At 67.4% G+C, this 22,930-nt stretch carries 19 protein-coding genes and 1 tRNA gene; 5 read left to right on the top strand and 15 right to left on the bottom strand.

The features are described 5' to 3' along the window. The first annotated feature begins 103 nt into the window (after nucleotides 1-103). The gene (locus ACE3UA_RS15300) at nucleotides 104-2,839 is read left to right on the top strand and encodes a UvrD-helicase domain-containing protein (RefSeq protein WP_374646614.1); all 2,736 of its coding nucleotides are present in this window, start codon (nucleotides 104-106) and stop codon (nucleotides 2,837-2,839) included. Between the two features lie 179 nt (nucleotides 2,840-3,018). Here ACE3UA_RS15300 and ACE3UA_RS15295 read toward each other — a convergent pair. From ACE3UA_RS15295 to ACE3UA_RS15280, 4 genes are all read right to left on the bottom strand, one after another. Further along, nucleotides 3,019-3,095 (bottom strand) — tRNA-Arg (locus tag ACE3UA_RS15295). Between the two features lie 48 nt (nucleotides 3,096-3,143). Continuing rightward, on the bottom strand, nucleotides 3,144-4,484 hold the full coding sequence (locus ACE3UA_RS15290) for a sensor histidine kinase (RefSeq protein ID WP_374646612.1): 1,341 nt from the start codon (nucleotides 4,482-4,484) through the stop codon (nucleotides 3,144-3,146). 93 nt (nucleotides 4,485-4,577) lie between these two features. Continuing rightward, a complete protein-coding gene (locus ACE3UA_RS15285) occupies nucleotides 4,578-5,987 on the bottom strand; it encodes an NAD(P)/FAD-dependent oxidoreductase (protein WP_374646602.1) in 1,410 nt (469 codons plus the stop codon). Between the two features lies 1 nt (nucleotide 5,988). Then, nucleotides 5,989-6,732 (bottom strand): TVP38/TMEM64 family protein, encoded by a 744-nt coding sequence (locus ACE3UA_RS15280; protein WP_374646600.1) that lies wholly within the window; start codon nucleotides 6,730-6,732, stop codon nucleotides 5,989-5,991. A 245-nt stretch (nucleotides 6,733-6,977) separates the two neighbouring features. Here ACE3UA_RS15280 and rpmH point away from each other — a divergent pair, with 245 nt between their 5' ends. The 3 genes from rpmH to yidD are packed head-to-tail and all read left to right on the top strand — an operon-like array spanning nucleotide 6,978 to nucleotide 7,788. Beyond that, nucleotides 6,978-7,112, top strand: a complete 135-nt coding sequence (rpmH, locus tag ACE3UA_RS15275; protein ID WP_103259146.1) for a 50S ribosomal protein L34 — start codon at nucleotides 6,978-6,980, stop codon at nucleotides 7,110-7,112. Between the two features lie 32 nt (nucleotides 7,113-7,144). Then, entirely contained in the window at nucleotides 7,145-7,543 is a 399-nt protein-coding gene (gene rnpA / locus ACE3UA_RS15270; RefSeq protein WP_374646610.1) for a ribonuclease P protein component, read from the top strand. Then, nucleotides 7,540-7,788, top strand: coding sequence for a membrane protein insertion efficiency factor YidD (gene yidD, locus ACE3UA_RS15265; RefSeq protein WP_374646598.1), 249 nt, complete (start codon nucleotides 7,540-7,542; stop codon nucleotides 7,786-7,788). The genes rnpA and yidD overlap by 4 nt, the downstream gene beginning before the upstream one ends. Before the next feature lie 38 nt (nucleotides 7,789-7,826). On the opposite strand, the gene yihA is transcribed toward yidD, so the two are convergent. From yihA to ACE3UA_RS15235, 6 genes are all read right to left on the bottom strand, one after another. Continuing rightward, nucleotides 7,827-8,480 (bottom strand): ribosome biogenesis GTP-binding protein YihA/YsxC, encoded by a 654-nt coding sequence (gene yihA, locus ACE3UA_RS15260; protein WP_374646596.1) that lies wholly within the window; start codon nucleotides 8,478-8,480, stop codon nucleotides 7,827-7,829. Continuing rightward, complete coding sequence (locus ACE3UA_RS15255; RefSeq protein ID WP_374646594.1) at nucleotides 8,477-9,229, bottom strand: MOSC domain-containing protein; 753 nt, start codon at nucleotides 9,227-9,229, stop codon at nucleotides 8,477-8,479. The genes yihA and ACE3UA_RS15255 overlap by 4 nt, the downstream gene beginning before the upstream one ends. Continuing rightward, a complete protein-coding gene (yidC, locus tag ACE3UA_RS15250; protein WP_374646592.1) occupies nucleotides 9,226-11,055 on the bottom strand; it encodes a membrane protein insertase YidC in 1,830 nt (609 codons plus the stop codon). The genes ACE3UA_RS15255 and yidC overlap by 4 nt, the downstream gene beginning before the upstream one ends. A 109-nt stretch (nucleotides 11,056-11,164) precedes the next feature. Continuing rightward, nucleotides 11,165-12,655: a putative bifunctional diguanylate cyclase/phosphodiesterase gene (locus ACE3UA_RS15245; RefSeq protein WP_374646590.1), complete on the bottom strand. Its 1,491-nt coding sequence runs from the start codon at nucleotides 12,653-12,655 to the stop codon at nucleotides 11,165-11,167. A 66-nt stretch (nucleotides 12,656-12,721) separates the two neighbouring features. Next, entirely contained in the window at nucleotides 12,722-13,591 is an 870-nt protein-coding gene (ttcA, locus tag ACE3UA_RS15240) for a tRNA 2-thiocytidine(32) synthetase TtcA (protein WP_374646588.1), read from the bottom strand. 468 nt (nucleotides 13,592-14,059) lie between these two features. After that, nucleotides 14,060-14,791, bottom strand: coding sequence for an SDR family NAD(P)-dependent oxidoreductase (locus tag ACE3UA_RS15235; protein WP_374646586.1), 732 nt, complete (start codon nucleotides 14,789-14,791; stop codon nucleotides 14,060-14,062). Nucleotides 14,792-14,908: 117 nt separating this feature from the next. Between ACE3UA_RS15235 and argB the strand changes: the two genes are divergently transcribed. After that, nucleotides 14,909-15,808, top strand: a complete 900-nt coding sequence (gene argB, locus ACE3UA_RS15230; RefSeq protein ID WP_374646584.1) for an acetylglutamate kinase — start codon at nucleotides 14,909-14,911, stop codon at nucleotides 15,806-15,808. 48 nt (nucleotides 15,809-15,856) lie between these two features. Here the strand turns inward: argB and ACE3UA_RS15225 are convergent, their stop codons facing one another. The 5 genes from ACE3UA_RS15225 to ACE3UA_RS15205 form a co-directional block, all read right to left on the bottom strand. Continuing rightward, a complete protein-coding gene (locus ACE3UA_RS15225; protein ID WP_374646582.1) occupies nucleotides 15,857-17,182 on the bottom strand; it encodes a sulfatase-like hydrolase/transferase in 1,326 nt (441 codons plus the stop codon). A 4-nt stretch (nucleotides 17,183-17,186) separates the two neighbouring features. Continuing rightward, nucleotides 17,187-19,469, bottom strand: a complete 2,283-nt coding sequence (locus ACE3UA_RS15220) for a glycosyltransferase family 2 protein (protein ID WP_374646580.1) — start codon at nucleotides 19,467-19,469, stop codon at nucleotides 17,187-17,189. 10 nt (nucleotides 19,470-19,479) lie between these two features. Continuing rightward, nucleotides 19,480-20,502 (bottom strand): glycosyltransferase family 2 protein, encoded by a 1,023-nt coding sequence (locus ACE3UA_RS15215; protein WP_374646608.1) that lies wholly within the window; start codon nucleotides 20,500-20,502, stop codon nucleotides 19,480-19,482. An 87-nt stretch (nucleotides 20,503-20,589) separates the two neighbouring features. Continuing rightward, nucleotides 20,590-21,357 (bottom strand): amino acid ABC transporter ATP-binding protein, encoded by a 768-nt coding sequence (locus ACE3UA_RS15210; RefSeq protein ID WP_197642586.1) that lies wholly within the window; start codon nucleotides 21,355-21,357, stop codon nucleotides 20,590-20,592. A 9-nt stretch (nucleotides 21,358-21,366) separates the two neighbouring features. After that, a complete protein-coding gene (locus tag ACE3UA_RS15205; RefSeq protein WP_374646578.1) occupies nucleotides 21,367-22,929 on the bottom strand; it encodes an amino acid ABC transporter permease in 1,563 nt (520 codons plus the stop codon). Nucleotide 22,930 lies beyond the last annotated feature (1 nt).

Below are 22,930 nucleotides of genomic sequence, written 5' to 3'. Positions count from 1 at the left end.
GTTCCTCCGATATGAGCAGTGTGATCCGGCAGTTATCGAACGCATCATGGCTGACCAAAAAAATGATGAGCCGGAAAACCTTCGCCACAGCGAAGCAACATAACTGCGGCCTACGCCGGATGCTTACAAGTGGGCGGGCCACTTTGCAGCCCGGGAGTTCGCCGAAGAGATCAAGGGAGCCTGGACCCGCTTCAATCTTGCAGCCCTTGATAAGGAAGCGGCGCGACTGAACAAGGTCCTTGCCGGAGTGCTGTCGCTGGCGGCTCCGTCCCGATACCCCGCTGCGTGTCAGATCGCGCTGCTGCTCAAAGAAGCCCGTGCTCTGGATGCTTCGCTGTTGTCGAAGCTGAATGCCGAGGCCATCGGTCCCGAGGTCGTCGCGCGCATAGCACCCGTCCGGAAACTCGCCGCCGACCCGCGAACAGCACGGGCGAATGCCATCTCCGCCTTTGTCACGGCCGAACTGGACCGCTGGAAGGACTTCTTCGACACGATCGAGAGCAAACCGCTGACACCGGAACAGCGTCTTTCGGTCGTGGTCGACGAGGACGCGACCCTGGTCCTCGCCGGGGCGGGATCCGGCAAGACCAGCGTCATCACCGCCAAGGCGGCCTATCTGGTCAAGGCGGGCATCCGCCAGCCGGAGGAAATCCTACTTCTGGCCTTCGCGAAGAATGCGGCGGAGGAAATGTCAGAACGGGTCGAGGCCCGATCCGGCGTGCCCATCGTCGCGCGAACGTTCCACGCGATTGCCTATGACATCATAGGCATCGTCGAAGGGTCAAAGCCCGCCTTGGCGGATCATGCCACCGACGACACCGCCTTCTCCAACCTGATCAAGCAGATCCTGAAGGACCTGGTTTACCGCCTGTCAGAGGTGTCGAAGGCGATCATCCAGTTCTTCGCGCATTTCCTGGTCGAGCCCAAGACGGAATGGGACTTCAAGACCAAGCATGACTTCTACACCCACATGGAGAGCCAAGACCTGCGGACGCTGCAGGGCGAGAAGGTCAAGAGCTACGAAGAGCTGCAGATCGCCAACTGGCTTTACGAAAACGGCGTCGAGTACGAGTACGAGCCCCTCTACGAACACAAGGTTTCCGAGATCGGCAGGCGCGATTACCAGCCCGATTTCCGCCTGACCGAAAGCGGCATCTACATCGAGCACTTTGGAGTGCGGCGCGAGAAGGCGCGGGACGGCAGCGAAAGGCTGGTCACTGCGCCTTTCGTGGACCGCGACGAATACCTGGCGGGGATGGACTGGAAGCGGAAGGTCCACGCCGAGCATCAAACCACCCTGATCGAGACCTACAGCTATGAACGGCAGGAAGGCCGCCTGCTGACCAGCCTCGCAGAGAAGCTGGCGCCGCATGTCACCCTGAACCCCCGGCCGGTCGACACCATCTATGACCGGATCGTCGAGTTGAAGCAGGTCGATGACTTTTCCAAGTTGCTCGGAACCTTTCTGCGCAAGTTCAAGAGCGGCGGCTACAGCCTGCAGGACTGCGAGACCAAGTCTGAGCGGATGAAGCTGGGCAAGCGCGCCCGGGCGTTCCTCGACGTCTTCGCGCCGGTCTTCGAGGAATATCAGAAGCGTCTTGAGGGCCGGATCGACTTCGAGGACATGATCCTGCGCGCCGCGCGCTATGCAGAGGACGGCCGCTATGTCAGCCCGTTTCGCCATATCCTCGTCGACGAGTTCCAGGACATCTCGCAAAGCCGGGCCCGGCTGGTGAAGGCGCTGAAGGCCCAGCATCCGGATGTGCGCGTCTTTGCCGTGGGTGACGACTGGCAATCGATCTTCCGCTTCGCCGGATCCGACATCCACCTTATGCGCCATTTCGGGCGGGAGTTCGGGGGGCGCTTCGATGGCGAGACTGGCGTGCACAGAACCGTCGATCTCGGCCGCACCTTCCGGTCGGTCGACCAGATCGCCTTTGCTGCCCGAACCTTCGTTCTGCGGAACCCCGCCCAGATCGACAAGAAGATCGTCCCGGCTGGAACCGCCACCGAACCGGCGATCAAGGTTGTCACGGTGTCCAAAGGCGAAGATGAGGGGAAACTGAACGAGGTGCTTGCCGCCCTGTCTGCCGCCGCGGCGCTCGGGGCAAAGCCTGCGACGGTATTGCTCCTCGGCCGCTACCGTTTCAACGAACCGGACATGCCGGGTCTGCGGCGCCGTTTCCCGCGGCTGAAGATTGAATTCAAGACCATCCATGCGTCGAAGGGGTTGGAGGCCGACCACGTCGTCCTGCTGAACGCCGACAGCGGGCGCATGGGGTTCCCGTCAGAGATTGTGGACGACCCGCTCCTGTCGCTGGTCTCGCCGGAGGAGGAGGCGTTCCAGAACGCAGAGGAACGGCGCGTCATGTATGTTGCGATGACGCGGGCCCGGCATACACTGACGATCATTGCCTCGAATGCCCGACCGTCGTCTTTCGTGACCGAGCTGCGCAAAGACCCGGCCTACGGGATTTCGACAGCCCCCGGAGCGGAACCAGAGGCCCACGTCTGCGGCGAATGCGGTGGGCGACTGCTGGGCGTGACCGGGCAGGATGGCCGCATCTGGTATCGCTGCGAGCATGTTCAGCATTGCGGAAACCTGCTGCCCGCCTGCCCATCCTGCGGCACGGCCCTGCCACGACATGCCGAGGGGACGAGTGAGGTTCGATGTTCCTGCGGTGCCACTTTTCCGACGTGCCCGGTCTGCGAAGATGGCTGGCTGGTCGAACGCAGCGGCAGCTTCGGTAAGTTCCTCGGATGCGTCCGCTATCCGACCTGTGTCGGGAAAGCCAAGGCGCCTACAGCATCACACTGCCGGCAGGGGAGACAAAGTTGATCTGACGGCCGGAAACGTCGCCAAGTCCCATCAGCAAGGTCGCCGTCTTTGTGTCGATTTACTCGATGCCGAACTTCTGTCCAGTGCGACAAGTCGCATTCAAGCGCAAAATCTACGATGGGTCTAATGATGGGTACCCACCGAACGGGCACATTTTAGCTTTTATTTTCAAGGGTGAGTGGCGGACCCGGAGCGATTCGAACGCCCGACCCTCAGATTCGTAGTCTGATGCTCTATCCAGCTGAGCTACGGGTCCGCAATGCCGGGCGATGTAGCCCCCTGCGGCGGGCAATGCAAGGGCAAATCATGCAAAAGATTCGGTTGTTTCCTTCGGCAGGTGGATGGTGAACTCCGTGCCCTCGGCATCGGAGCGCGCAAGCTCCAGCCGGCCGCCGTGGCCGCGCACCAGTTCGGCGGCGATGGCAAGGCCAAGGCCGGTGCCGCCCTTGCGCGCGCCGCCCTGGAAGGCCGAGAACAGGTGCTCGCGCGCCTTGGGCGGCAGGCCGGGCCCGGTGTCGCCGACGCGGATCCACCATTCGCCCTCGTCCTCGCCGGCGGAAAGCTCGATCGTGCCGGGCTGGCCGGTGGCCTCGATCGCCTGGCGGGCGTTGCGCATCAGGTTCGAGAGCACGCGGTGCAGCTGCTCGCCATCGGCGCGGATCGTCAGGCCCGGCGGGATGTCGATCAGGCAGGTGATCTGCGTCTCGGCCCCCAGCCCCTCGCCTTCGGCCACCTCGCCCGCCAGCTGGGCCAGGTTCAGGCGGCGCAGTTGCGGCGGCGGTTCCTCGGCCTTGCCGAAGGCCAGCGTCGCCTCGCACAGGCTGACCGCCCGGCTGATCGAGTTGATCAGCTTCGGCGCGGATCGGGCCACGGCGGGGTCGGCGCTGCCTTCCAGCCGGTCGGCGAACAGCTGCGCCGTGGTCAGGATGTTGCGCAGGTCGTGGCTGATCTTGGCCACCGCGCCGCCCAGCTGGGCCAGCCGTTCCTTCTGGCGCAGCGCGGCGGTCAGCTGGGTCTGCATGGATTTCAGCGCCTCCTCGGCCCGGCGCAATTCCTCGACATCGGCATTGGGCTCAATCACCCGGCGGGCATCCTCGGGCGCCTCGGCATAGGTCTGCATGTGGTGGACGACCCGGCGGATCGGCAGGACCAGCAGGCGCTGGACCGCGATGAACAGAAGAAAGGCGGTGACGACCGAGATCAGCGCCGAGAGGAACAGGATGCGCAGCCCGTAGTCCAGCATCGCCAGGCGCAGCGGCCGGGTCTCCATCGTGACCTCGATCAGCGTGCCCGCCTCCTGCACCGGATAGCCGATCACCCGGACGATCCGGTTCTGCGGATCGATCATCAGGGCGAAGGCATCGCGGATCAGTTCCCACGGGCCGGCGACGCGCAGGTCGTAGGTCGCGTGGATCTCGCCGGGGACCGGCGACGACAGGACCAGCTGGCGCACCTCGTTGCGGCGCAGGACGACGTTGTAGACCTCGGCATTGGCGAGAAGCTCGGCCTCAAGCTCGGGCATGATCATGTCCTCGGTCGCAAGCTGGGTCAGCGCCGCGATCTGGGCCTGTTTCAGCCGGGTCAGCAGGAAATCGGCGCGGTAGCGCGCGATCGAGGGGACGAAGATCAGCACCTCGGCCAGCATCACGAAGATGACCGTAAGGATCAGGAAGCGCCCCGACAGGGTCTTGAAGAAGCCTCTGCGCCGTTCCGCCACCTGGTTCGTCCTTGCCCGGCGTCAGGGCACCCGGTCCTGGATCAGGCGCACGATGCGCCGCAGCAGGGGGTTCCCGAACAATCTCGGGCTAAAATAGGCACCTGCGGCCCGTTTGGAAACCTCTCCCAGCGTCGGATAGGGCAGGACCGTGCCGGCCACGGCGGAAAGTTTCAGCCGGGCGGCGATGGCAAGCGACCAGAGCGAGATCAGCTCTCCGGCCTGCGGGCCGACGATCGTGGCCCCGACCGGGCGGCCCCGGACCACCATCACCTTGGCAAAGCCCGTGCCCAGGCCTTCGGTCCTTGCGCGGTCGTTGTGCGCAAGCGCGGCGCGGGTGACGGTCAGCCGCTCGCCATGCCTGGCGCGGGCCTCGGCCTCGGTCAGGCCGGCCTGGGCCAGTTCGGGCGCCGTATAGGTCACGCGCGGAATGGCGCGGCGATCGGCCCGGGCGGGCAGGCCAAGGACGATCTGGCGGATCACGATCCCGGCCTGCCAGCCCGCGAGATGGGTGAACTGCGGCCCGCCCGTCACGTCGCCCACCGCATAGACCCGGCGGTTGGTGGTCCGCAGGCCGGGGGTGACGGTGACGCCCTGCGCCGTATGGGCGATCCCGGCTTCCTCAAGGCCAAGCCCCTCCAGCGCGGCCCTGCGGCCGGTGGCGAGGAGGAGGTGGCTGCCCCCGACCTCGGTCCCGTCCGCCAGCGTGGCGATGATGCCCCCTGCCCCGCCCGCCAGCCGGACGACCGCCTGCCCCTCGACCAGCCGCACGCCCTCGGCCCGCAGCTGGTCCAGCACCAGCGCGGCGGCCTCGGGATCCTCGCGGCCAAGGGCCGTCGCGGCCTCGATCACCGTGACCGCGCTGCCAAGGCGGCGGTGGGCCTGGGCCAGTTCGACCCCGACCGGCCCGCCGCCGAGAATGACCAGATGCCGGGGCCGGTCGCGCAGGGCGAAGATGGTCTCGCTGGTCAGGTATGGCGTGGCCTCGATGCCCGGAATCACCGGCAGCATGGGGCGCGAGCCGGTGGCGAGGACGAAGCGGCGGGCGCGGATCCGCTGCCCGCCGGCCTCGACCTCGCGCGGCGAGGTGAAGCGGGCCATGGCGCGGATCACGGTGCAGCCAAGCCCCTCGAACCGCGCCTGGCTGTCCATCGGGGCGATCCCGGCGACCACGGCGGCGACATGGTCGCTGACGGCGGCAAAGTCGATCCGGGGCTCCTGCGCCGCGATGCCGGGAAAGCCGCGCCGCTGCGCCTCGGCCGCGCGGGCGGCGGCGATCAGCGCCTTCGACGGCACGCAGCCCGCATTCAGGCAGTCGCCGCCCATCTCGCCGCCCTCGACCAGGACGACACGCGCCCCCATCTGCACCGCCCCGGCCGCGACCGTCAGCCCGCCCGCTCCGGCGCCGATCACGCAGATGTCGGTCGTCAGCATGTCAGGGCCCTTTCCTCAACGCCCGAAGCAGCATCGGCAGCGCCGCCAGCACGGCAAGGCCCAGAAGCGGCACGAGGATCGGGGGCGAGAAGATCAGCGCCAGGTCCGGCCGCCCCCCTTGCGCAAAGACCTCGCCCAGGCCCGCACCGACCGAGGTGAAGACGAAGGCCGCCGGGATGATGCCAAGAAAGGTGGTTGCGGCATAGGTCGGCAGGCGGGTTCCGGTGAAGGCGGGGATCAGGTTGGCCAGGAAGAAGGGCACGGCAGGCACCAGCCGCAGCATCAGCAGCACCGACCATTCGTTCTGCCGGATCGCCGCGATCAGCCCGGCAGCCCGGCCCCCGCCCTGGCTCAGACGGCTTGCGAACCTGTCGCCAAGGCCCGAACGGGCGGCAAGGAACAGCAGGACCGCGCCCAGGGTGGCGGCGGTGACGTTGAGAAGGACGCCGGGAAAGAGGCCGAAGAGGAAGCCGCCGGCCAGCGTGGCCACGGTCCCGCCGGGCAGGCTCAGCGCCACGATCGCGACATAGGCGGCCAGGAAGGCGGCGGCGCTGGCCAGGTAATGCGCATCGCGGAAGGCAAGCAGCGCCTCGCGGTGCCGGGCAAGCGCCTCGACCCCCAGCGCGTCGCGGAAGAACAGCGCCCCCAGCAGCGCCGCCGCCAGAAGCGCAAGGATCGGCGCGCGCCGCAGCCAGATGCGGCGCTGGCCAGGACTCCGGGTGGTGATCTGCGGCGGGCCTTGCATGGGGGGTGAAGATGGCCGAAACGGAGGGCCTTGGACAGGGCCATGGCCTGCGGTCACGCCGCATTGATCCGGCGGGCGGAAGGCGGGACGCGGTTGACACATTCCGATGCCGGCAGGCGCGGAAATGTTGCAGGAAATCCGCGCCGGATCCGTTGACTTGGCCGCCGGTCGCCCGTAAAGGACGGGCTTCAAGTTCAAGGGCCCTCGAATCCCGTCAGGGTTCGGGTCAATTACGGAGAGCCGCGATGAAGCGCACCTTTCAACCGTCGAACCTGGTCCGCAAGCGCCGCCACGGCTTCCGTGCGCGCATGGCGACGAAGAACGGCCGTCTTGTGCTGGCTGCCCGCCGCGCCAAGGGCCGCCACAAGCTGACCGCCTGATGCCTGCCCCTGCGGGGGCGATCGGTGGCATGATGACACCGCCGGAGAGCCAGGGGACGCGCGACCGCGCCGGACCCGAAGGTTCCCCGGCGGTTTCGCTTTGCGTGCTGCGCAAGCGCGCCGACTTCCTGAAGGCCGCCAGCGCCCGGCGGCAGGGGACGGATGGCTTCCTCTTGCAGGCCCGCGATCGCGCCGATGGCGAGGCGACGGTGCGCCTGGGCTTCACCGCCTCGAAGAAGATCGGCAATGCGGTGGCGCGCAACCGCGCCAAGCGGCGGCTCCGGGCCCTGGCGCGCGAGGTGCTGGGCCCGGCCGCCCGCCCCGGCTGGGACTATGTGCTGGTCGCCCGGCCCGGGGCGACCGTGACCCGCTCCTATGCCGATCTGCGCGCCGACATGGAGCGGGCCCTGCGCTCGGTCCATCGCGGATGACGCCCCTGGCCCATGTCCTTGCCCTGCCGGTGCGGGCCTACCGCCTGCTCCTGTCGCCCTGGGTCGGGCATGGGTGCCGCTACCAGCCGACCTGCTCGGCCTATGCGCTCGAGGCGCTGGAGCGGCATGGCGCGCTGAAGGGCGGCTACCTGACCGCGCATCGCCTCTGCCGCTGCCATCCCTGGGGCGGACATGGCTATGACCCGGTGCCGGGCGCAGACCCCGAACACGACGCGGGACGCTAGGGCCGGGCCACGATTTCCGAACGGAAATCGGCGTCGCGTCACTCCAGGGTGGCGATGATGGCGCGGAGGGTTTCGATCCCCTCGCCCTTTTCCGAACTGGTCACCACGATCTCGGGATAGGCCGCCGGATGCTTCGCCAGCGCCCCCTTGACCTGCTCGATCACCGCCTCGCGCTCGGCGCGGTTGATCTTGTCGACCTTGGTCAGCACCACCTGGAAGGTCACCGCCGAACGGTCGAGAAGCTTCAGGATCTCGGCATCCACCGCCTTGATCCCGTGCCGCGAATCGATCAGCACGAAGGCCCGGCGCAGGGTCTGGCGGCCGGCGAGATATTGTTTCAGCAGCGCCTGCCACTTGGCCACGACGGCCACCGGCGCCTCGGCATAGCCATAGCCGGGCAGGTCGACCAGATAGCGCGATTCGCCCAGGGCGAAATAGTTGATCTCCTGCGTCCGCCCCGGCGTGTTCGAGGCGCGGGCCAGCGTCTTGCGGCCGGTCAGCGCGTTGATCAGGCTGGACTTGCCGACGTTCGAGCGTCCCGCGAAGCAGACCTCCACCCGGTCGGCCGGAGGCAGGCCCGCCATGGCGACGACGCCCTTGACGAAGGTCACCGGCCCGGCGAACAGAAGGCGCCCGGCCTCGCGCGGTTCTTCCTCGGCCTCGGGCGCAAGGGTGAAGGTCAGGCTGGTCACAGGTGCACCTCGTCTCCCAGGGCCACGGCCCCCGCCTGGATCACCCGGGCGAAGACGCCAAAGTCGGCATGGCCGAACCCGCCCGCCAGCGCCGCCATCACATCGGCGTCCTGCCGCCCGGTCGCGGGGTTCGCCCCGGTCGCACGGCAGCGCCCGATCGGCTTTTCGATCCGCAGCCGGGCATTGCCGATGCCGATCTCCTGCCCGACCAGATCCAGCTCGGCGCGGGGCGGCAGGCCTTCGATCCAGATATTGCCGCGGAAGCGGTGGATCGACAGTTCCTGCCCCATCTGCGCGGAAAGCTCGGCCAGCGAGGACAGGCTGTTGATCGAGACCAGCGGCTCATTCTGGTCGGTCATGGCCTGGCCGGGGACGCGGACCACCCGCGCCGGTTCGGGCCGGGTATCGGGCCAGAGCGGGCGCAGCCAGTCGATCAGCCGCGCGGCATCCCCGGGATCGTCCGGGCGAAAGCTCGCGCTTGGCAGCTGCGGATGGCTGAGCGTGACCCGGCCCGCCTCTGCGTCAGAGGTGCAGGCCACGGCCATCAGCCCGGCCGAGCCCCAGCCGCGCAGGAACTGCAGCTTGGGTGCCCAGGCCGGAGGCGCGGCCAGCCGCGCGGCGGCATGGGCCACGGCCCAGACCCGATCGAAGGGAAAGGCCGCGCCGGGGGTCAGCGCGGCCACCTCCACGGGCTCATGCCCGGCGGACTTGATCGGGTGACGGACCAGATGCGCGACCCGCGCCCTCACTTCTTGCCCTTCTTCGGCTGCGGCGGCGCGGCCTTGGCCTCGGCCCTGGCGGCGCGGGCAGAGCGGATGTTGCCGAAGATGTCGGGGCGTTTCCCGTGGCTCCACATGATCAGATACTGCTGCACGAAGGTGATCGTGTTGTTGGTGATCCAGTAGATCACCAGGCCCGAGGCGAAGCCGCCCAGCATGAACATGAACACCCAGGGCATCCAGGCGAAGATCTGCTGCTGCACCGGATCGGCGGGGGCCGGGTTCAGCTTCTGCTGCAGCCACATGGTGATGCCGAGCAGGATCGGCAGCGCACCGATGAAGATCAGGTGCAGGATCGTGCCGGAGGCGGGCGCGTCCCAGGGCAAGAGGCCGAAGAGGTTGTAAAGCGAGGAGGGATCGGGCGCGGACAGGTCCCTGAGCCAGCCGAAGAACGGCGCATGGCGCAGTTCGATGGTGACGAAGATCACCTTGTAGAGGCTGAAGAAGATCGGGATCTGGATCAGGATCGGCAGGCAGCCCGCGGCGGGGTTCACCTTCTTTTCCTTGTAGAGCTGCATCATCTCGCGCTGGAGCTTCTGGCGGTCCTCGCCCGCGCGTTCCTTCAGCGCCTCCATCTCGGGTTGCAGTTCCTTCATCCGCGCCATCGAGACATAGGACTTGTAGGCCAGCGGCAGGACCAGGAACTTGAGGAAGAAGGTCAGCCCGATGATGGCCAGGCCCATGTTGCCGATCAGGCCGTGCAGCCAGTGCAGGACGGCGAAGATCGGCTTCGTGAGGAAGTAGAACCAGCCCCAGTCGATCGAATCGATGAAGCCCGGGATGCCGCCCTCGGTCTCGTAGGCGCGGATGGTGGCCCATTCCTTGGCCCCGGCGAACAGGCGGATCGTCGAGCTGGCCTCGGCCCCGGCGGCAAGGCTGACGGCGGGCGGGCGGACCTCGGCCTGGTAGATCCCGGCCGAGGGGACGTATTTCAGCACCTGCTTGTAGGGCTTGCCCTGCTCGGGAACCAGCGTGGTCATCCAGTAGTGGTCGGTGAAGCCGATCCAGCCATCGCTCGCGGCCTCGGTCACATGGGCGGGCTGGCCCTCGTTCGGATCGACCGCGAATTCGGTCAGGTCGGCATAGTCGGTCTCGGTCAGCTCGCCATCGGCGCGCTGCACGGCGCCTTCGTGGACGACGAAGATCTTCTGCAGTTGCGGCAGGCCGTGCCGGGCGATGATGCCGTAGGGCTGCAGGCTGACCGGATCGGCTGACCCGTTCTTCACATGATCGGTGACGGTGAACATGTAGTCCTCGTCCACCGCGATCTCGCGGGTGAAGGTCAGGCCGTTCGGGCTGGTCCAGCTCAGCGTGACCGGCTGGCCGGGGGCCAGCGCGGTGCCGCCGGTCGTGGTCCATTCGGTCGTCGCGCCGGGAACGTCGGCCCCCTCCAGCCCGCTGCCGGGCAGCCAGCCGAAGACCGAGTAATAGGGCAGGTCCTCTCCCACCGGCGACAGGAGCCGGACGGTGTCCGAGCCGGGTTCCAGCGTCTCGTGATAGGCTTTCAGCGACAGATCGTCGATGCGGCCGCCCAAGAGCGAGATCGAGCCGCCAAGCTTGGGCGTGTCGATGGCGAGGCGCGGCGCCTCGGGGACGGGCTCGATGGCCGGGGTGGTGCCGGGAGTCGCGGCCGGGGTGGACTCGGTGGCCGGGACGGTGACGGTGCCTTCGGCGACCTCGGTCGCGGGCGGGGTCACGGCCGGTTCCGGCGGCGGGAAGAAGACGAACCAGATGACCATCACGGCGGCGGAGAGCGCCATCGCCAGGATCAGGTTCTTGTTGTTCTGCTCTTCCATCGGCCCGCACCCAAGCATCATCGGATCAGCGGTGCTTCAACGACAGGGGCGGCGAAAGGTCAAGCAGTTTCGCCCCGGCGAGGGTCGCGGGCATGATCAAATCACCGCGTCAGTTCGGCCGCTCGGCCCGGATGCCGATGCGCAGGGCCTGGGCCAGGCGGTCGCGATACTGGCGCAGCCAGGCCGCGACCTCCTCGGCCGGCAGCGGGCGGGCGAGGACATAGCCCTGGACATGGCCGCAGCCAAGCTGGGCCAGCATCGCATGTTCCCCCGGCGTCTCCACCCCTTCCGCCAGGGTGTCGAGGCCAAGCTGTTCGGCCATGGCCAGGATCGCCGTGACGATGCGCTGCTGGCCGCGGTCCAGGTCCACCTCGCGCACGAAGGAGCGGTCGATCTTCAGCCGGCCGAGGGCGAAGCGGCGGATCGAGGTGATCGAGGCATTGCCGGTGCCGAAATCGTCCAGGTCCACGCCGCAGCCCATCTGGGAGATCCGGGCGATGTTGCGCACGATGGCGTCGTCCGAAGGGGCGGCGATGACGGTTTCCAGCACCTCGATCGTCAGGCGCGCGGGGGCGAGGTCGTGGCGGTCCAGCGTCCAGCGCAGACGCTCGGGCAGGCCGGGGTCGCGCAACTCCTGCGCCGAGAGGTTGACGGCCACCGTCGGCACGCGCAGCCCCGCCTTCTCCCATGCGGCAAGCGCGGCGAGGCCCTGGGCGATCATCGCCTGGCCAAGCTGCTCCATCAGTTCGGTCCCCTCGATCGCGGGCAGGAACTGGCCGGGGGCAAGGATCCCGCGTTCGGGGTGGTGCCAGCGCGCCAGCGCCTCGACCCCGGTCACCTCGCCGCTGTCGGTGCTGACCTGGGGCTGGAAATGGGCGCGGATCTGGCCGCTGTCGATGGCGGCGGCGAAACCGGCCCGCAGCGCATCGCGGGCGGACCGTATCCCGGCAAGATCGCTGGTATAGGCCCGGATGGCGGCGGGGCGGTGGCGCCCGGCCTCGTCCGCCGCGACCTGGGCGGCATCCAGCAGCGCGCGCCCGTCGGCGCCGGGCAGAAGCCGCGCATGGCAAAAGCCGATCGAGCAGGTCACCTGCGCCACCTCCAGGCTGAGGGCCATGGGCTGCTGCACCACCAGTTGCAGGCGCCCGGCAATGGCGACCATCGCCTCGATGTCCAGGCGCAGGGTCGGGCCGAGGACGACGGCCATGCTGCCATCCTCGAGCGCGTAGAGCCGATCGCCGGGCCGCAGCGCGCCGCGCAGGCGGGCGATGCAGGCGGCGAGAAGCCCGGACTGGCGGACCCGGCCATGCCGGTCGCACAGATCCGAGGCATCGTCGAACTGGATCACGAAACAGCCGGTCGAGGCGCCGCTGGCCGCCCCTTCGGCAAGCGCCAGGTCCAGCGCCCGCGCCACCTGGTCCGAGACCGGGACCGCCGTCCCCCTGCCCCGCCGCATCGCGGCCACCGCCGCAAGTGTGCCCAGGGAAAGGGGAATTATCGCAACCTCGCCCCCGAGCATCAGGGCCAGCAGCATCGCGGCCGGCAGGAACAGCAGAAGTCCGGGGCGGTCAAGCCGATCCGCAATCCGTGCGAGCGTCATTCCACCATCCCTGCCCGGTTCACCTCATGTTCCGGGCAGGTTAGCGGGATGTTCGTGATCAGTTCCTTAACGCTCGTCCGGAAGTTGCGTAGAATTGTCGCCATCTGCCAGAGCGGCAGTCAGCCCGGCAAAGTCGAACAGGTCCGGATCGGCCAGATGCGAGGGCCGGACGTTCATCAGCGCGCGGAACATCACCTGGCGGCGGCCCGGCGTGCGCGCCTCCCACTCGTTGAGGAGCTTCTTGACCTGGGCGCGCTGCAAGCCGTCCTGGCTGCCGCAAAGGTCGCAGGGGATGATCGGATAGTTCATCCCGGCGGCGAATTTCCCGCAATCCTCCTCGGAGACGAAGGCCAGCGGGCGGGCGAGGTAGAGGTCGCCCTCCTCGTTCAAGAGGCGCGGCGGCATCGAAGCCAGCCTGCCGCCATGGAAGAGATTCATGAAGAAGGTCTCGAGGATGTCGTCGCGATGATGCCCCAGAACGACGGTCGAGCAGCCCTCCTCGCGGGCGATACGATAGAGATTTCCGCGTCTTAGCCGGGAGCAGAGGCTGCACATCGTCCCGCCCGGCCTGATCTTGTCGATCACCACCGAATAGGTGTCCTGGTATTCGATCCGGTGCGGAACGCCCATCTTCGACAGGAAGCCGGGCAGGACGGTCGCGGGGAAATTGGGCTGGCCCTGGTCGAGGTTGCAGGCCAGGAGATCCACCGGCAGAAGGCCGCGCCATTTCAGCTCGTGCAGGATGGCGAGCAGCGTATAGCTGTCCTTGCCGCCCGAAAGGCAGACCAGCCAGCGGTCGCCGGGTTTCGCCATGCCATAGGTGTCGATCGCCTCGCGCACCTGTTGCACCAGGCGCTTCCTCAGCTTGCGGAACTCCAGCCCCTTGGGCGCGCCGTGGAAAAGCGGGTGGATGTCGTCGTCGGTGTCGTCAAGCATGGGTGCCTCGCGCGGGATGCGCCCTTATGCCAGAGGCCGGGGTCGAGGGCAAAGCGGGGGTGGGCGGGGATTGGTTACGGGAAGATGAACGCGGGTCCGATGGGGCGGCGCGATGCCGGACAAGGGTTTGGAAACGCTGCGTTAATGGAGGTTTCCCGAGCGGCGGGACCGTCTGCCTTGCGTCTGGCATCTGTCTGGCATCGGTACAGACGCCGGGCGGGAGGGGGTGGCATTAACCGTGTTTGGCGAATCGGATGGCGCGACGTGCGGTCTGGCGGAAGGTGCGCTGTAGCGCACCCTACGAGGTGCGGCGGTCAGACGTGCTGGGCGCCGTTGACCTTGATCCCGGCGCCGGAGATGTAGCTGGACTGCCACCTCGCGCGGCGGCAGGGGGTGCCGGAACCGTGCCCCCAAGATCGGAAGCTGCGCCATAGCGCATCCTGCGAGGCGGGGCGGGCGGCGGGGCGGTCAGACGTGCTGGGCGCCGTTGACCTCGATCTCGGCGCCGGAGATGTAGCTGGACTGGTCCGAGCAGAGGAACCAGATCACATCCGCCACCTCGCGCGGCTGGCCGAGGCGCTGCATGGGCAGTTTCTCGACGATCTTCTCGGTCCCCGGCGAGAGGATCGCGGTCTCCACCTCGCCGGGCGCGATGGCGTTGACGCGCACGCCGAGCGGGCCGAAGTCATGCGCCATCTCGCGCGTGAGCGCCGCCAGCGCCGCCTTCGAGGTGGCATAGGCCGCCCCGGCGAAGGGATGGACGCGCGAGCCCGCGATGGAGGTGACGTTGACGATGCTGCCCCGCGCGGCGGCAAGCTCGTCCTTGAGGCCGCGGGCCAGGATCACGCTGGCGAAGAAATTGACGTGGAAGACATGGCCCCAGGTGCGCAGGTCGGTCTCGAGCGTGTTCAGCCGCGAGCCGCCGGGGCCTTTCGGGCTGATTCCGGCGTTGTTCACCAGGGCATGGATCCGGCCGCCGGCCTTTTCCCTGATCGTCCCGATCGCGGCGATGGTCTTGTTCGGGTCGGCAAGGTCCAGCTCGATATGGCTCGCCTCGCCGCCGGGCCAGGGGCAGCGCGGATCGAAGGGCTGGCGCGAGCAGGTCAGGACCCGCCAGCCCTCGGCCGAGAACCGCTTGACGGTGGCATGGCCGATCCCCCGGCTTGCGCCGGTCAGGACGAGGGTTTTCCGTTCGGACATCGCGGTCTCCTTTGGCGTGACAAGCTACCCGCGCCGATGGGGAAGGCAAGGCTTGGCCGAATAGTCTTGGCGGGGGGGTGGAAAAGGCTTATGCGGCGCGAAAGCATGGAGGTCCCGATGAAGCAGCAGACCCTGACCGCAGAAGACGCCAAGACCACCGCGAAGATGCTGTCCGAGGCGCTGCCCTACCTGCAAAGGTTCGAGGGCGCGGTGGTGGTCGTCAAGTTCGGCGGCAATGCCATGGGCGACGACGCGGCGATGGCGGAATTCGCCCGCGACATCGTGCTGATGAAGCAGGTCGGCGTGCATCCGGTGGTGGTCCATGGCGGCGGGCCGATGATCAACGAGATGCTGACCAAGCTGGGCATCAAGTCGGAATTCGTGCGCGGCAAGCGGGTCACCGACAAGGCGACCGTGCAGGTGGTCGAGATGATCCTCTCGGGCCTGGTCAACAAGCGGATCGTGCAGGCGATCATGGATGCGGGCGGGCGCGCGGTGGGGATCTCGGGCAAGGACGACGACCTGATAGTCTGCGAGCCGGACGACCCCGAACTGGGCTATGTCGGCCGCCCGGTCGAGATGAACGTGCAGGTGCTGCGCGACCTTTACAACGCCGGGATCATCCCGGTGGTGGCGCCGGTGGCGACGGGGATGCAGGACAACGAGACCTTCAACGTGAACGGCGACACCGCCGCCGGGGCGATCGCCGGGGCGCTGAAGGCGGACCGCCTCCTGCTCTTGACCGACGTGCCGGGGGTCAAGGATGCCTCGGGCGAGGTGATGACCCAGATCACGCCGGACGAGATCCGGCAGATGACGCGGGACGGGGTGATCTCGGGCGGGATGATCCCGAAGACCGAGACCGCGCTGATGGCGATCGAACAGGGGACGCGGGCGGTCACGATCCTGGACGGCAAGGTGCCGAACGCCTGCCTGCTGGAACTGTTCACCGACCACGGCGCGGGCAGCCAGATCCGCTCGACCGAGCCCAGAGTGAAGCCGCAGGTCCGGCGCTAGGGCCCCGGGCCCGGCGCGTCGCGGATACCGGGGAAGCGGTCCGGGCTGTCACCCGTCCGGGAACATTCCGGCGGCGCCATAGGTCTTGCAGACCTCGGCAAAGGCCTGCGCCAGTTCGGCATGGGCCGGATGAGCGGGGCCGAGGTCCCTTTGCTGCCACCAGTCATCCACCAGGTCATGCAGGGATGTGTCGCCGTCCCTGGTCCGCGTGAACCTGTAGCGGCCCAGGCGGATCGAGGCGCCGTCGGCCCGGAACGTGGGAATGGCGCGGTCCGGCAGGCTTTCGGCACCCGCGATCAGCGGAGCCAGGGATTGCCCCAGGCCATGCGCGGGGGCGGGCAGGCCGACCATCGACAGGACCGTCGGCCCGACGTCGATCAGGCCGACCGGATCGGTCACCTCCTGCGGCCGGGGCCGGGCGGGGTCGTGGAGGATGAGCGGCACATTGGCGACCTGCTCCAGAAGCGTCGATTTCCCGAACCGCCGCTTTTCCCCCAGATGCATGCCGTGATCGGTCAGGATTACCAGAATGGTATTCCCGGCATGGCGCGAGGATTGCAGCGCATCCCAGACCGTCCCCAGATGGTGGTCGCCATGCGATATGGCCGAGAAGTAGTTGCGGACGCTCTTTTGCCAATGCCGCTTGCGGTTGGTCTTGAAATTGGCCCGCACGGAGTCCGACCGCTCTCCTTCGGGCTGCAGCTCCTCCTCCCATTCCGGCGGGTATTCGAAATCGCCGATCCTGTAGAGCTGCTTGAAGCGGGCCGGGGTGATGAAGGGATTATGCGGGCTGAAGAAACCGACCTCGCGGTAGAACGGGGCGTCGCCGTCGTAATTCGCGATGAATTCGGCAAAGGACCGGGCGGAATGGGCGTCGTAATAGCTGCCGTCATCCGCGGGATCCAGGGTCGCGATCCCGCCGCCGGCGCCGCCCGAGATATTGGCGCTGACGCCGGGGCGAAGCCGGAGATCCCGGGGGAACTGCTTCGGCGCGTCCGAATAGAGCTGGTCGTGGATCGCGCCGGGAAGCGGGACATAGCCGTGATGCACCTTGCCGCCGGACGAGCAGAAATAGCCGTCGCGCTTCAGGCCGTGGGACCAGATGTCCCGGGGTTTCAGGATGCTGAAGGCCTCGATGCGGTTGGAGAGGATCCCGGTCTCGATCGGCGAGCGGCCGGACATGAAGCTGGCGCGCGAGGGGCCGCACAATGGCGACTGGCAATAGGCGGCCGAGAAGGTGGTCGAGACCGCGCGGATCCGGTCGAGGTTCGGCGTCTGCAATTCCGCGCCGAACAGGGTCTTGTATTTCCAGAAGGCGACGGCGTCATCGAAGCTGATCAGGACGATATTCTTGCGCTTTTCGGCTGGGCTCATGGGGTTATCCGTCGATCTCAAGCGCCAGCGCCATGGCGGCCCGTTCCAGATCGTCAAGCTGAACGGCCTGGGCCTGCCGGAGCAATTCGGCGAATTCGGGGGTGTCGCGCAGTTCGGCGGCCTTGGCCCGGTGCCAGTCCACCGCGGCCAGATGCAGCCGCTTCACCTCGGGGTCGGCCATGAGGCGCGCGGTTTCGGCCGCGAGGCGCGGAAGGTTGCGCATGATCGTGACATCCCGGTTCTGCGACCAGTCCATCCGCACCCAGTAGTTCAGCCCGATCGAGCGGTCGACATGCAGGGCCCGGCCGCGCTGGCGCTTGATCAGGAAGCTTTCGGCCGAGCGGAGCGCATAGTGATTGAGTTGCAGCATGTCATAGCCGACGCTCGACGGATCCGAGCGCCAGCCCTTGTCGTGATAGCGCGCGGGCATCGGCTTTCCGGATCCGTTCACCCATTGCACGGGGGCGCCGGGGTTGCGCTTGTTCGGCCGGTGGCAGGAGAGTTTGCCATAGACGCCGGAATTGCGGGTCATGGTCTTGAAGCCCCAGGAGGTATGCGGCTTGGGGCAGTATCTTGGCGCCGCATGATCGAATTGCGCGATCACCGGACGGTCCTCGAACCTCTCCACCCGGTTGTTGCCGAACATGCGCCAGGTCATGGCGACATTGGTGGCATCGGGGACGCAGGCAAGGAAATCGTCCAGCGTGCCGTTCCCGGCCCGGACATTGATGAATTCGTCCACGTCGATATGGATCAGCCAGTCGGCATTGCGCACCATCTCCTCGCGCAGGGCCTTGTTCAGGGCATGCTGTTGCGGCGAGTTTCCCTTCCAGTCGCCGTTCGGCCGGTGCTGGACCAGGCCGAGGTCCTGCAGGCGGTCCAGCAACGCATCGGTGCCGTCGCTGCAATCATTGGTGTAGATCAGGAAATTGTCGATACCGATCTGGCGATGGTAGGCGATCCATTCCAGGATATAGGGGGCCTCGTTCTTCATGCAGGCCAGGATGACCTTGCCGGTCTTGCCGGCGGGCAAGGGGGCGAGCGTGGTTTCGGCGAAGGGTGTCGCCTCGGCGTCGCTCCGGGGACCGATCCGGTCATGCGGGGCGAAGCGGTTGCCTTTCAGCGAGGCGAGGATCTCTTTCGCCTTGTCGGACAGCAGGCGTTCGGCCGCCGGGCTCAATCCGGCCTGCTCTGCCGGCCTTGCGGCCGTGGCCTCAAGGATCGCGGGCAGGATCGCGGCGACATATTGCGTCGCGCGAAAACCGAAGCCGGGGGCGGGCTCGGTCCAGTCGGGCCGGGGCTCCTCCGGGCCGAGGCAATCGGCGAGGTCCGGAAAGCGGGCGACGAGCGCGCGGTTCCCGGGCTGGAAGCGGCGGGAGAGGGCGGCCAGCGCCCCCGCCTCGACCGGCGGGCCGGGAAGCGACGCCTCGGCCAGAAGGCCGCGCCAGAGCGGGCGCGGGACGTTGCGGCCTGTCGCCAGCACCCTGGCCAGGACGGCGTTCAGCTGGCGCCAGCGGGCCAGCGTGACGGCGGAGACCGGGGGGTCCACGGGCGGGGCCTCGATCTTCTTGCGCAGGGCCTTGAGGCCGAGAAGCGCGCAAAGCTGATCCGGAAGCGCCGCGCCGGTCGGGTCGTGGGGGCGCAGGATCACCTTCTCGGCGCCAAAGACCTGCTGCCAGCGCGCCAGCAGCGCCGGGTAATCCAGCCAATGCGGGATTCCCTGGATCTCGGCGCAATCCTGCGCGGCTTGCACCGGCCCCCAGCCGGCAATCGCGGTTTCGGCCCAGGGCGCGCCGCTTGCCGCCAGCGAAAGCTCTTGCTGGAGGGAGGCGAGGCGGCCGTGGCGCAGGGCCTCGGCATAGAACCGGGCCAGGATGCGCGCCTGTTCGTCCAGATGGGCGAGGATCGTGATATCGTCGGACAGGGGCGCGAGGAGGGCGCGCAGCCGCTCAAGCTCGGCCGTATCGGGCAGGGTCGCGAGTTGCGGCGCGGAAAAGAGGAGAAGGCGGGCATCGGGATGGCGCGCGGCCTCGGCCGCAAGCTCCCGGGCCAGGTCGCGCCGCAGCTTCTCCTGCGCCGGGGGCGAGGCGAAGCCGCGGGCATGGCGCAGGGGATCGCCGCGGTCGGGATCGGACACCGCCATGTAAAGCCGGCTGTGGTTGCTGCGCCCCGCCGCGCCGGAATAGAGGACGCCCTTGCGCAAAAGCTCGGGCCGCAATTGCCCGAGGGCCGATTGCATCGCCTCTGCCCCGCAGTGCGGCATACCGATATGCACGAGGATCCGCATCAGCGCCGGCTCACCCGATCAACTCCAGAAGCGCCAGTTCCGCCGGGCTTTCGGTCGGAAGCTGTCGCAGCCGGTCGCGCAGGGCGCGGTAGTCGGGATCGGCCAGGAGACGGTCGCGGGTGGCGCGATGGGCGGCGACGGCGCTGTCGTGCAGGTCGCGCAATCGCGCATCGGCCCTGAGCCTGGCCATCTCCTCGCGCAGCCGCGGCAGCATGCGCAGGATCGAGCGATCCTCATGGGCGGGATCGTTGCGCTCGCGCCAATAGCTGTCGTCGAAATGGCGGTTCTCGCGGTTCACGTCGCCGCGGTCATTCTTCACCAGATAGCTGTCCAGCGAGCGCAGCGCGTAATGGTTGAGCGTGGCATGGGCGCGCGCGCCCTTGGCCGGGAACTTCCGGATCCATTGCTTGTTGCCGGCGGAGCGGAATTTCCAGGGCACATCGCGGCCCGAACCATCGGTCCAGACCGGGCGGTCGGCCTTTTTCACGCCCTCGCTCATGAAGGGCCGGTGCGCGCCGTAGTATTTCACCGGAAAATCGCGGCGGATCAGGGTCTTCACCTCTTGCCGGGTCTCGGCGCACCAGATGTCGGGATTGTGCGAGCGGGTGAATTGCTCGATCACCGGGCGGTCCTCGAAGGTCTCGATCCCGGAATTGGCGAAGAACTGAAAGGTCACGCTGATGGCATGGGGATTGCCGCAGGCCGCGACCAGTTCGGGGATGGTGCCGTTGCCGGCGTGGATGTTCAGGAATTCGTCGACATCGGCGATCCAGATCCAGTCGGCGTCAAGCACGACGGGTTGCCGGCGCGCGTCCTTCAGCGCCTCCATCTGGTAATTGCGGCCCTCGGCGGGGTTGGGCAGGTGGCGGACGAGGCCCAGGTCCTGCATCCGGTCGAGGATCAGGTCGGTCGCATCGGTGCAATCGTTGGAATAGATGAGGAAATCGGTCACGCCGATGACCCGGTTGAAGGCGATCCATTCGATCAGGAACGGCCCCTCGTTCTTGACGCAAGTCACGGCCGTTATGCGCAAGAGGCTGTCCGGGGTTGCACTGGTCACTGTCGCCCCGACTATCGCCGAGGCCCGCCGGAAGATCAAGCCGGCGGGCCCCGGGGGTGGTCAGTGCCCGAGGATCTGGCTGAGGAACAGCTTCGTCCGTTCGCTTTGCGGGTTCGAGAAGAATTCCTTCGGGGCGTTCTGTTCGACGATCTGGCCCTGGTCCATGAAGATGACCCGGTTCGCCACCGCCTGGGCAAAGCCCATCTCATGCGTGACGCAGAGCATGGTCATCCCCTCCTGCGCCAGCTGGATCATCGTGTCCAGCACCTCCTTGATCATCTCGGGATCAAGGGCCGAGGTCGGCTCGTCGAAGAGCATGATCCGGGGCTTCATGCACAGGGACCGCGCGATGGCGACGCGCTGCTGCTGGCCGCCGGATAGCTGGCCGGGGTATTTGTGCGCCTGTTCCGGGATCTTGACCTTGGAGAGGAAATACATCGCGGTTTCCTCGGCTTCCTTCTTCGGCACCTTGCGGACCCAGATCGGGGCCAGGGTCAGGTTCTCCAGGATCGTGAGATGCGGGAAGAGGTTGAAGTGCTGGAACACCATCCCGACCTCGGAGCGCACCTTGTCGATGTTCTTCAGGTCGTTGGTCAGCTCGGTACCGTCGACGATGATCTGGCCCTGCTGGTGTTCCTCCAGCCGGTTGATGCAGCGGATCAGCGTCGACTTGCCCGAGCCCGAGGGGCCGCAGATCACGATGCGTTCGCCGCGCATCACGGTCATGTTGATGTCGCGCAAGACGTGGAACTGGCCGTACCACTTGTTCATGCCGGTGATCTGGATCGCGACCTCGTCCGAGACCTGCATTTTAGCTGCTTCTGCCATGATGTGCCCTTAGCGATGATCGGTCTTCAGCTTCTTTTCCAGATACATCGAGTATCGGGACATGCCGAAGCAGATGATGAAGAAGATGGCGCCGACGAAGATGTAGGGCTCCCAGTAGATGCCCTTCCAGTCGATGTCGGCGCGCACGATTTGCGTGACGCCCTTCAGCGGGTCCATCAGGCCGACGAAGGCGACCAGGGTGGTGTCCTTGAACAGGCCGATGAAGGTGGAGACGATCGCCGGGATCGAGACCTTGAGCGCCTGCGGCAGGATGATGAGGCGCTGCGCCCGCCAGTAGTCGAGGCCGAGCGCATCCGCCGCCTCGTACTGGCCGCGCGGCAGGGCGGCGAGGCCGCCCCGGATCACCTCGGCCAGGTAGGCGGCGGCGAAGAAGGTGACCAGGATGATCACGCGCAGGATGATGTCGAAATTCGTCCCCGGCGGCAGGAAGTACTGCAGCAGAAGCGAGGCGGTGAAGAGGAGCGTGATCAGGGGCACGCCCCGGACGAATTCGATGAAGCCGACCGAGAGCGTCTTGACGATCAACATGTCGGACTGGCGGCCCAGCGCCAGGAGGATGCCGATCGGCAGGGAGAAGGCGATCCCGGTGACGCCGATGACGATGGCCAGGAGGAAACCGCCGAAGAGGTCGGAGTTGATCGCCTTCAGGCCGATGGGGGCCAGACTGTCCATCTCGCCGATGCCGTGGGGCAGCAGGGGGAAGATGTCGCGGATCGAATAGCGCACATCGCCGATGGTCGCGCCAAGGTCCAGCCGCACGCCGCTTTCGGTGAAGAAACCGCCAATCCATCCCGCAAGATCCAGAATCGAGCTGATGGGATCAAGAAAGACCACCAGAAAGATCAGGACGGCCCCCAGAAACGGCCAGGGGCTGCCAAGCTTGAGCGGGTTGCCGAAAGCGAAGAACACGGCTGCGGCAAGACCGACGAGTGTCAGTGCCGGAACCCAGACCGACCCGCCCCACAAGAGCCAGAAGCAGAGCGCGGGATAGATCGCGGTGAACCACAGAAGCCGTCCGGGCTGCACCTGGGACAGGGCCGTGAGGCCGAGGACCAGCGCCACGGCGAGCGCGAAGGCGGCGGCGGGGGTCTCGGCGAGGGTCAGCGTCACCACCAGGTAGACCGCGATGCCGCCGAGGAGGAAGGCCATGTTGCGCTTCTGGCCCGCGAACAGGACCGGCGCGAGGGCGACGAAGAGCAGGCCAAGCGCCAGGATCGGCCGCCACCACTGGTCCGGCGGGTAGAAGCCGAACAGGAACTGGTGCCAGCGTTCGCGGATCATCGCCCAGCAGGCGCCGGTGGCCCCCTCGCCCGCCGTCGCGGTGACGATGTCGCGGCACTGGCCCAGACTCTCCGCGTTCCAGACCGAGTTCAGCCACCAAGGCAGCGAGGCGGCGACCAGCGCATAGATCGCGGCCAGGCCGAGCAGGGTGAGGATCGCGTTCAGCGGCGTGGAGAACAGGTTCTCGCGCATCCACTTGACCGCGCCGCGCTCGGTGATCGGCGGGGCCAGCGGGGGCAGCATCTCGCTGCGGGAAAAGTGCTGGTCCATC

It is taken from the genome of Tabrizicola sp. (genome assembly GCF_041919135.1).
Classification (GTDB): Bacteria; Pseudomonadota; Alphaproteobacteria; order Rhodobacterales; family Rhodobacteraceae; genus Tabrizicola.
This window is presented reverse-complemented; position numbering and strand designations above follow the sequence as displayed.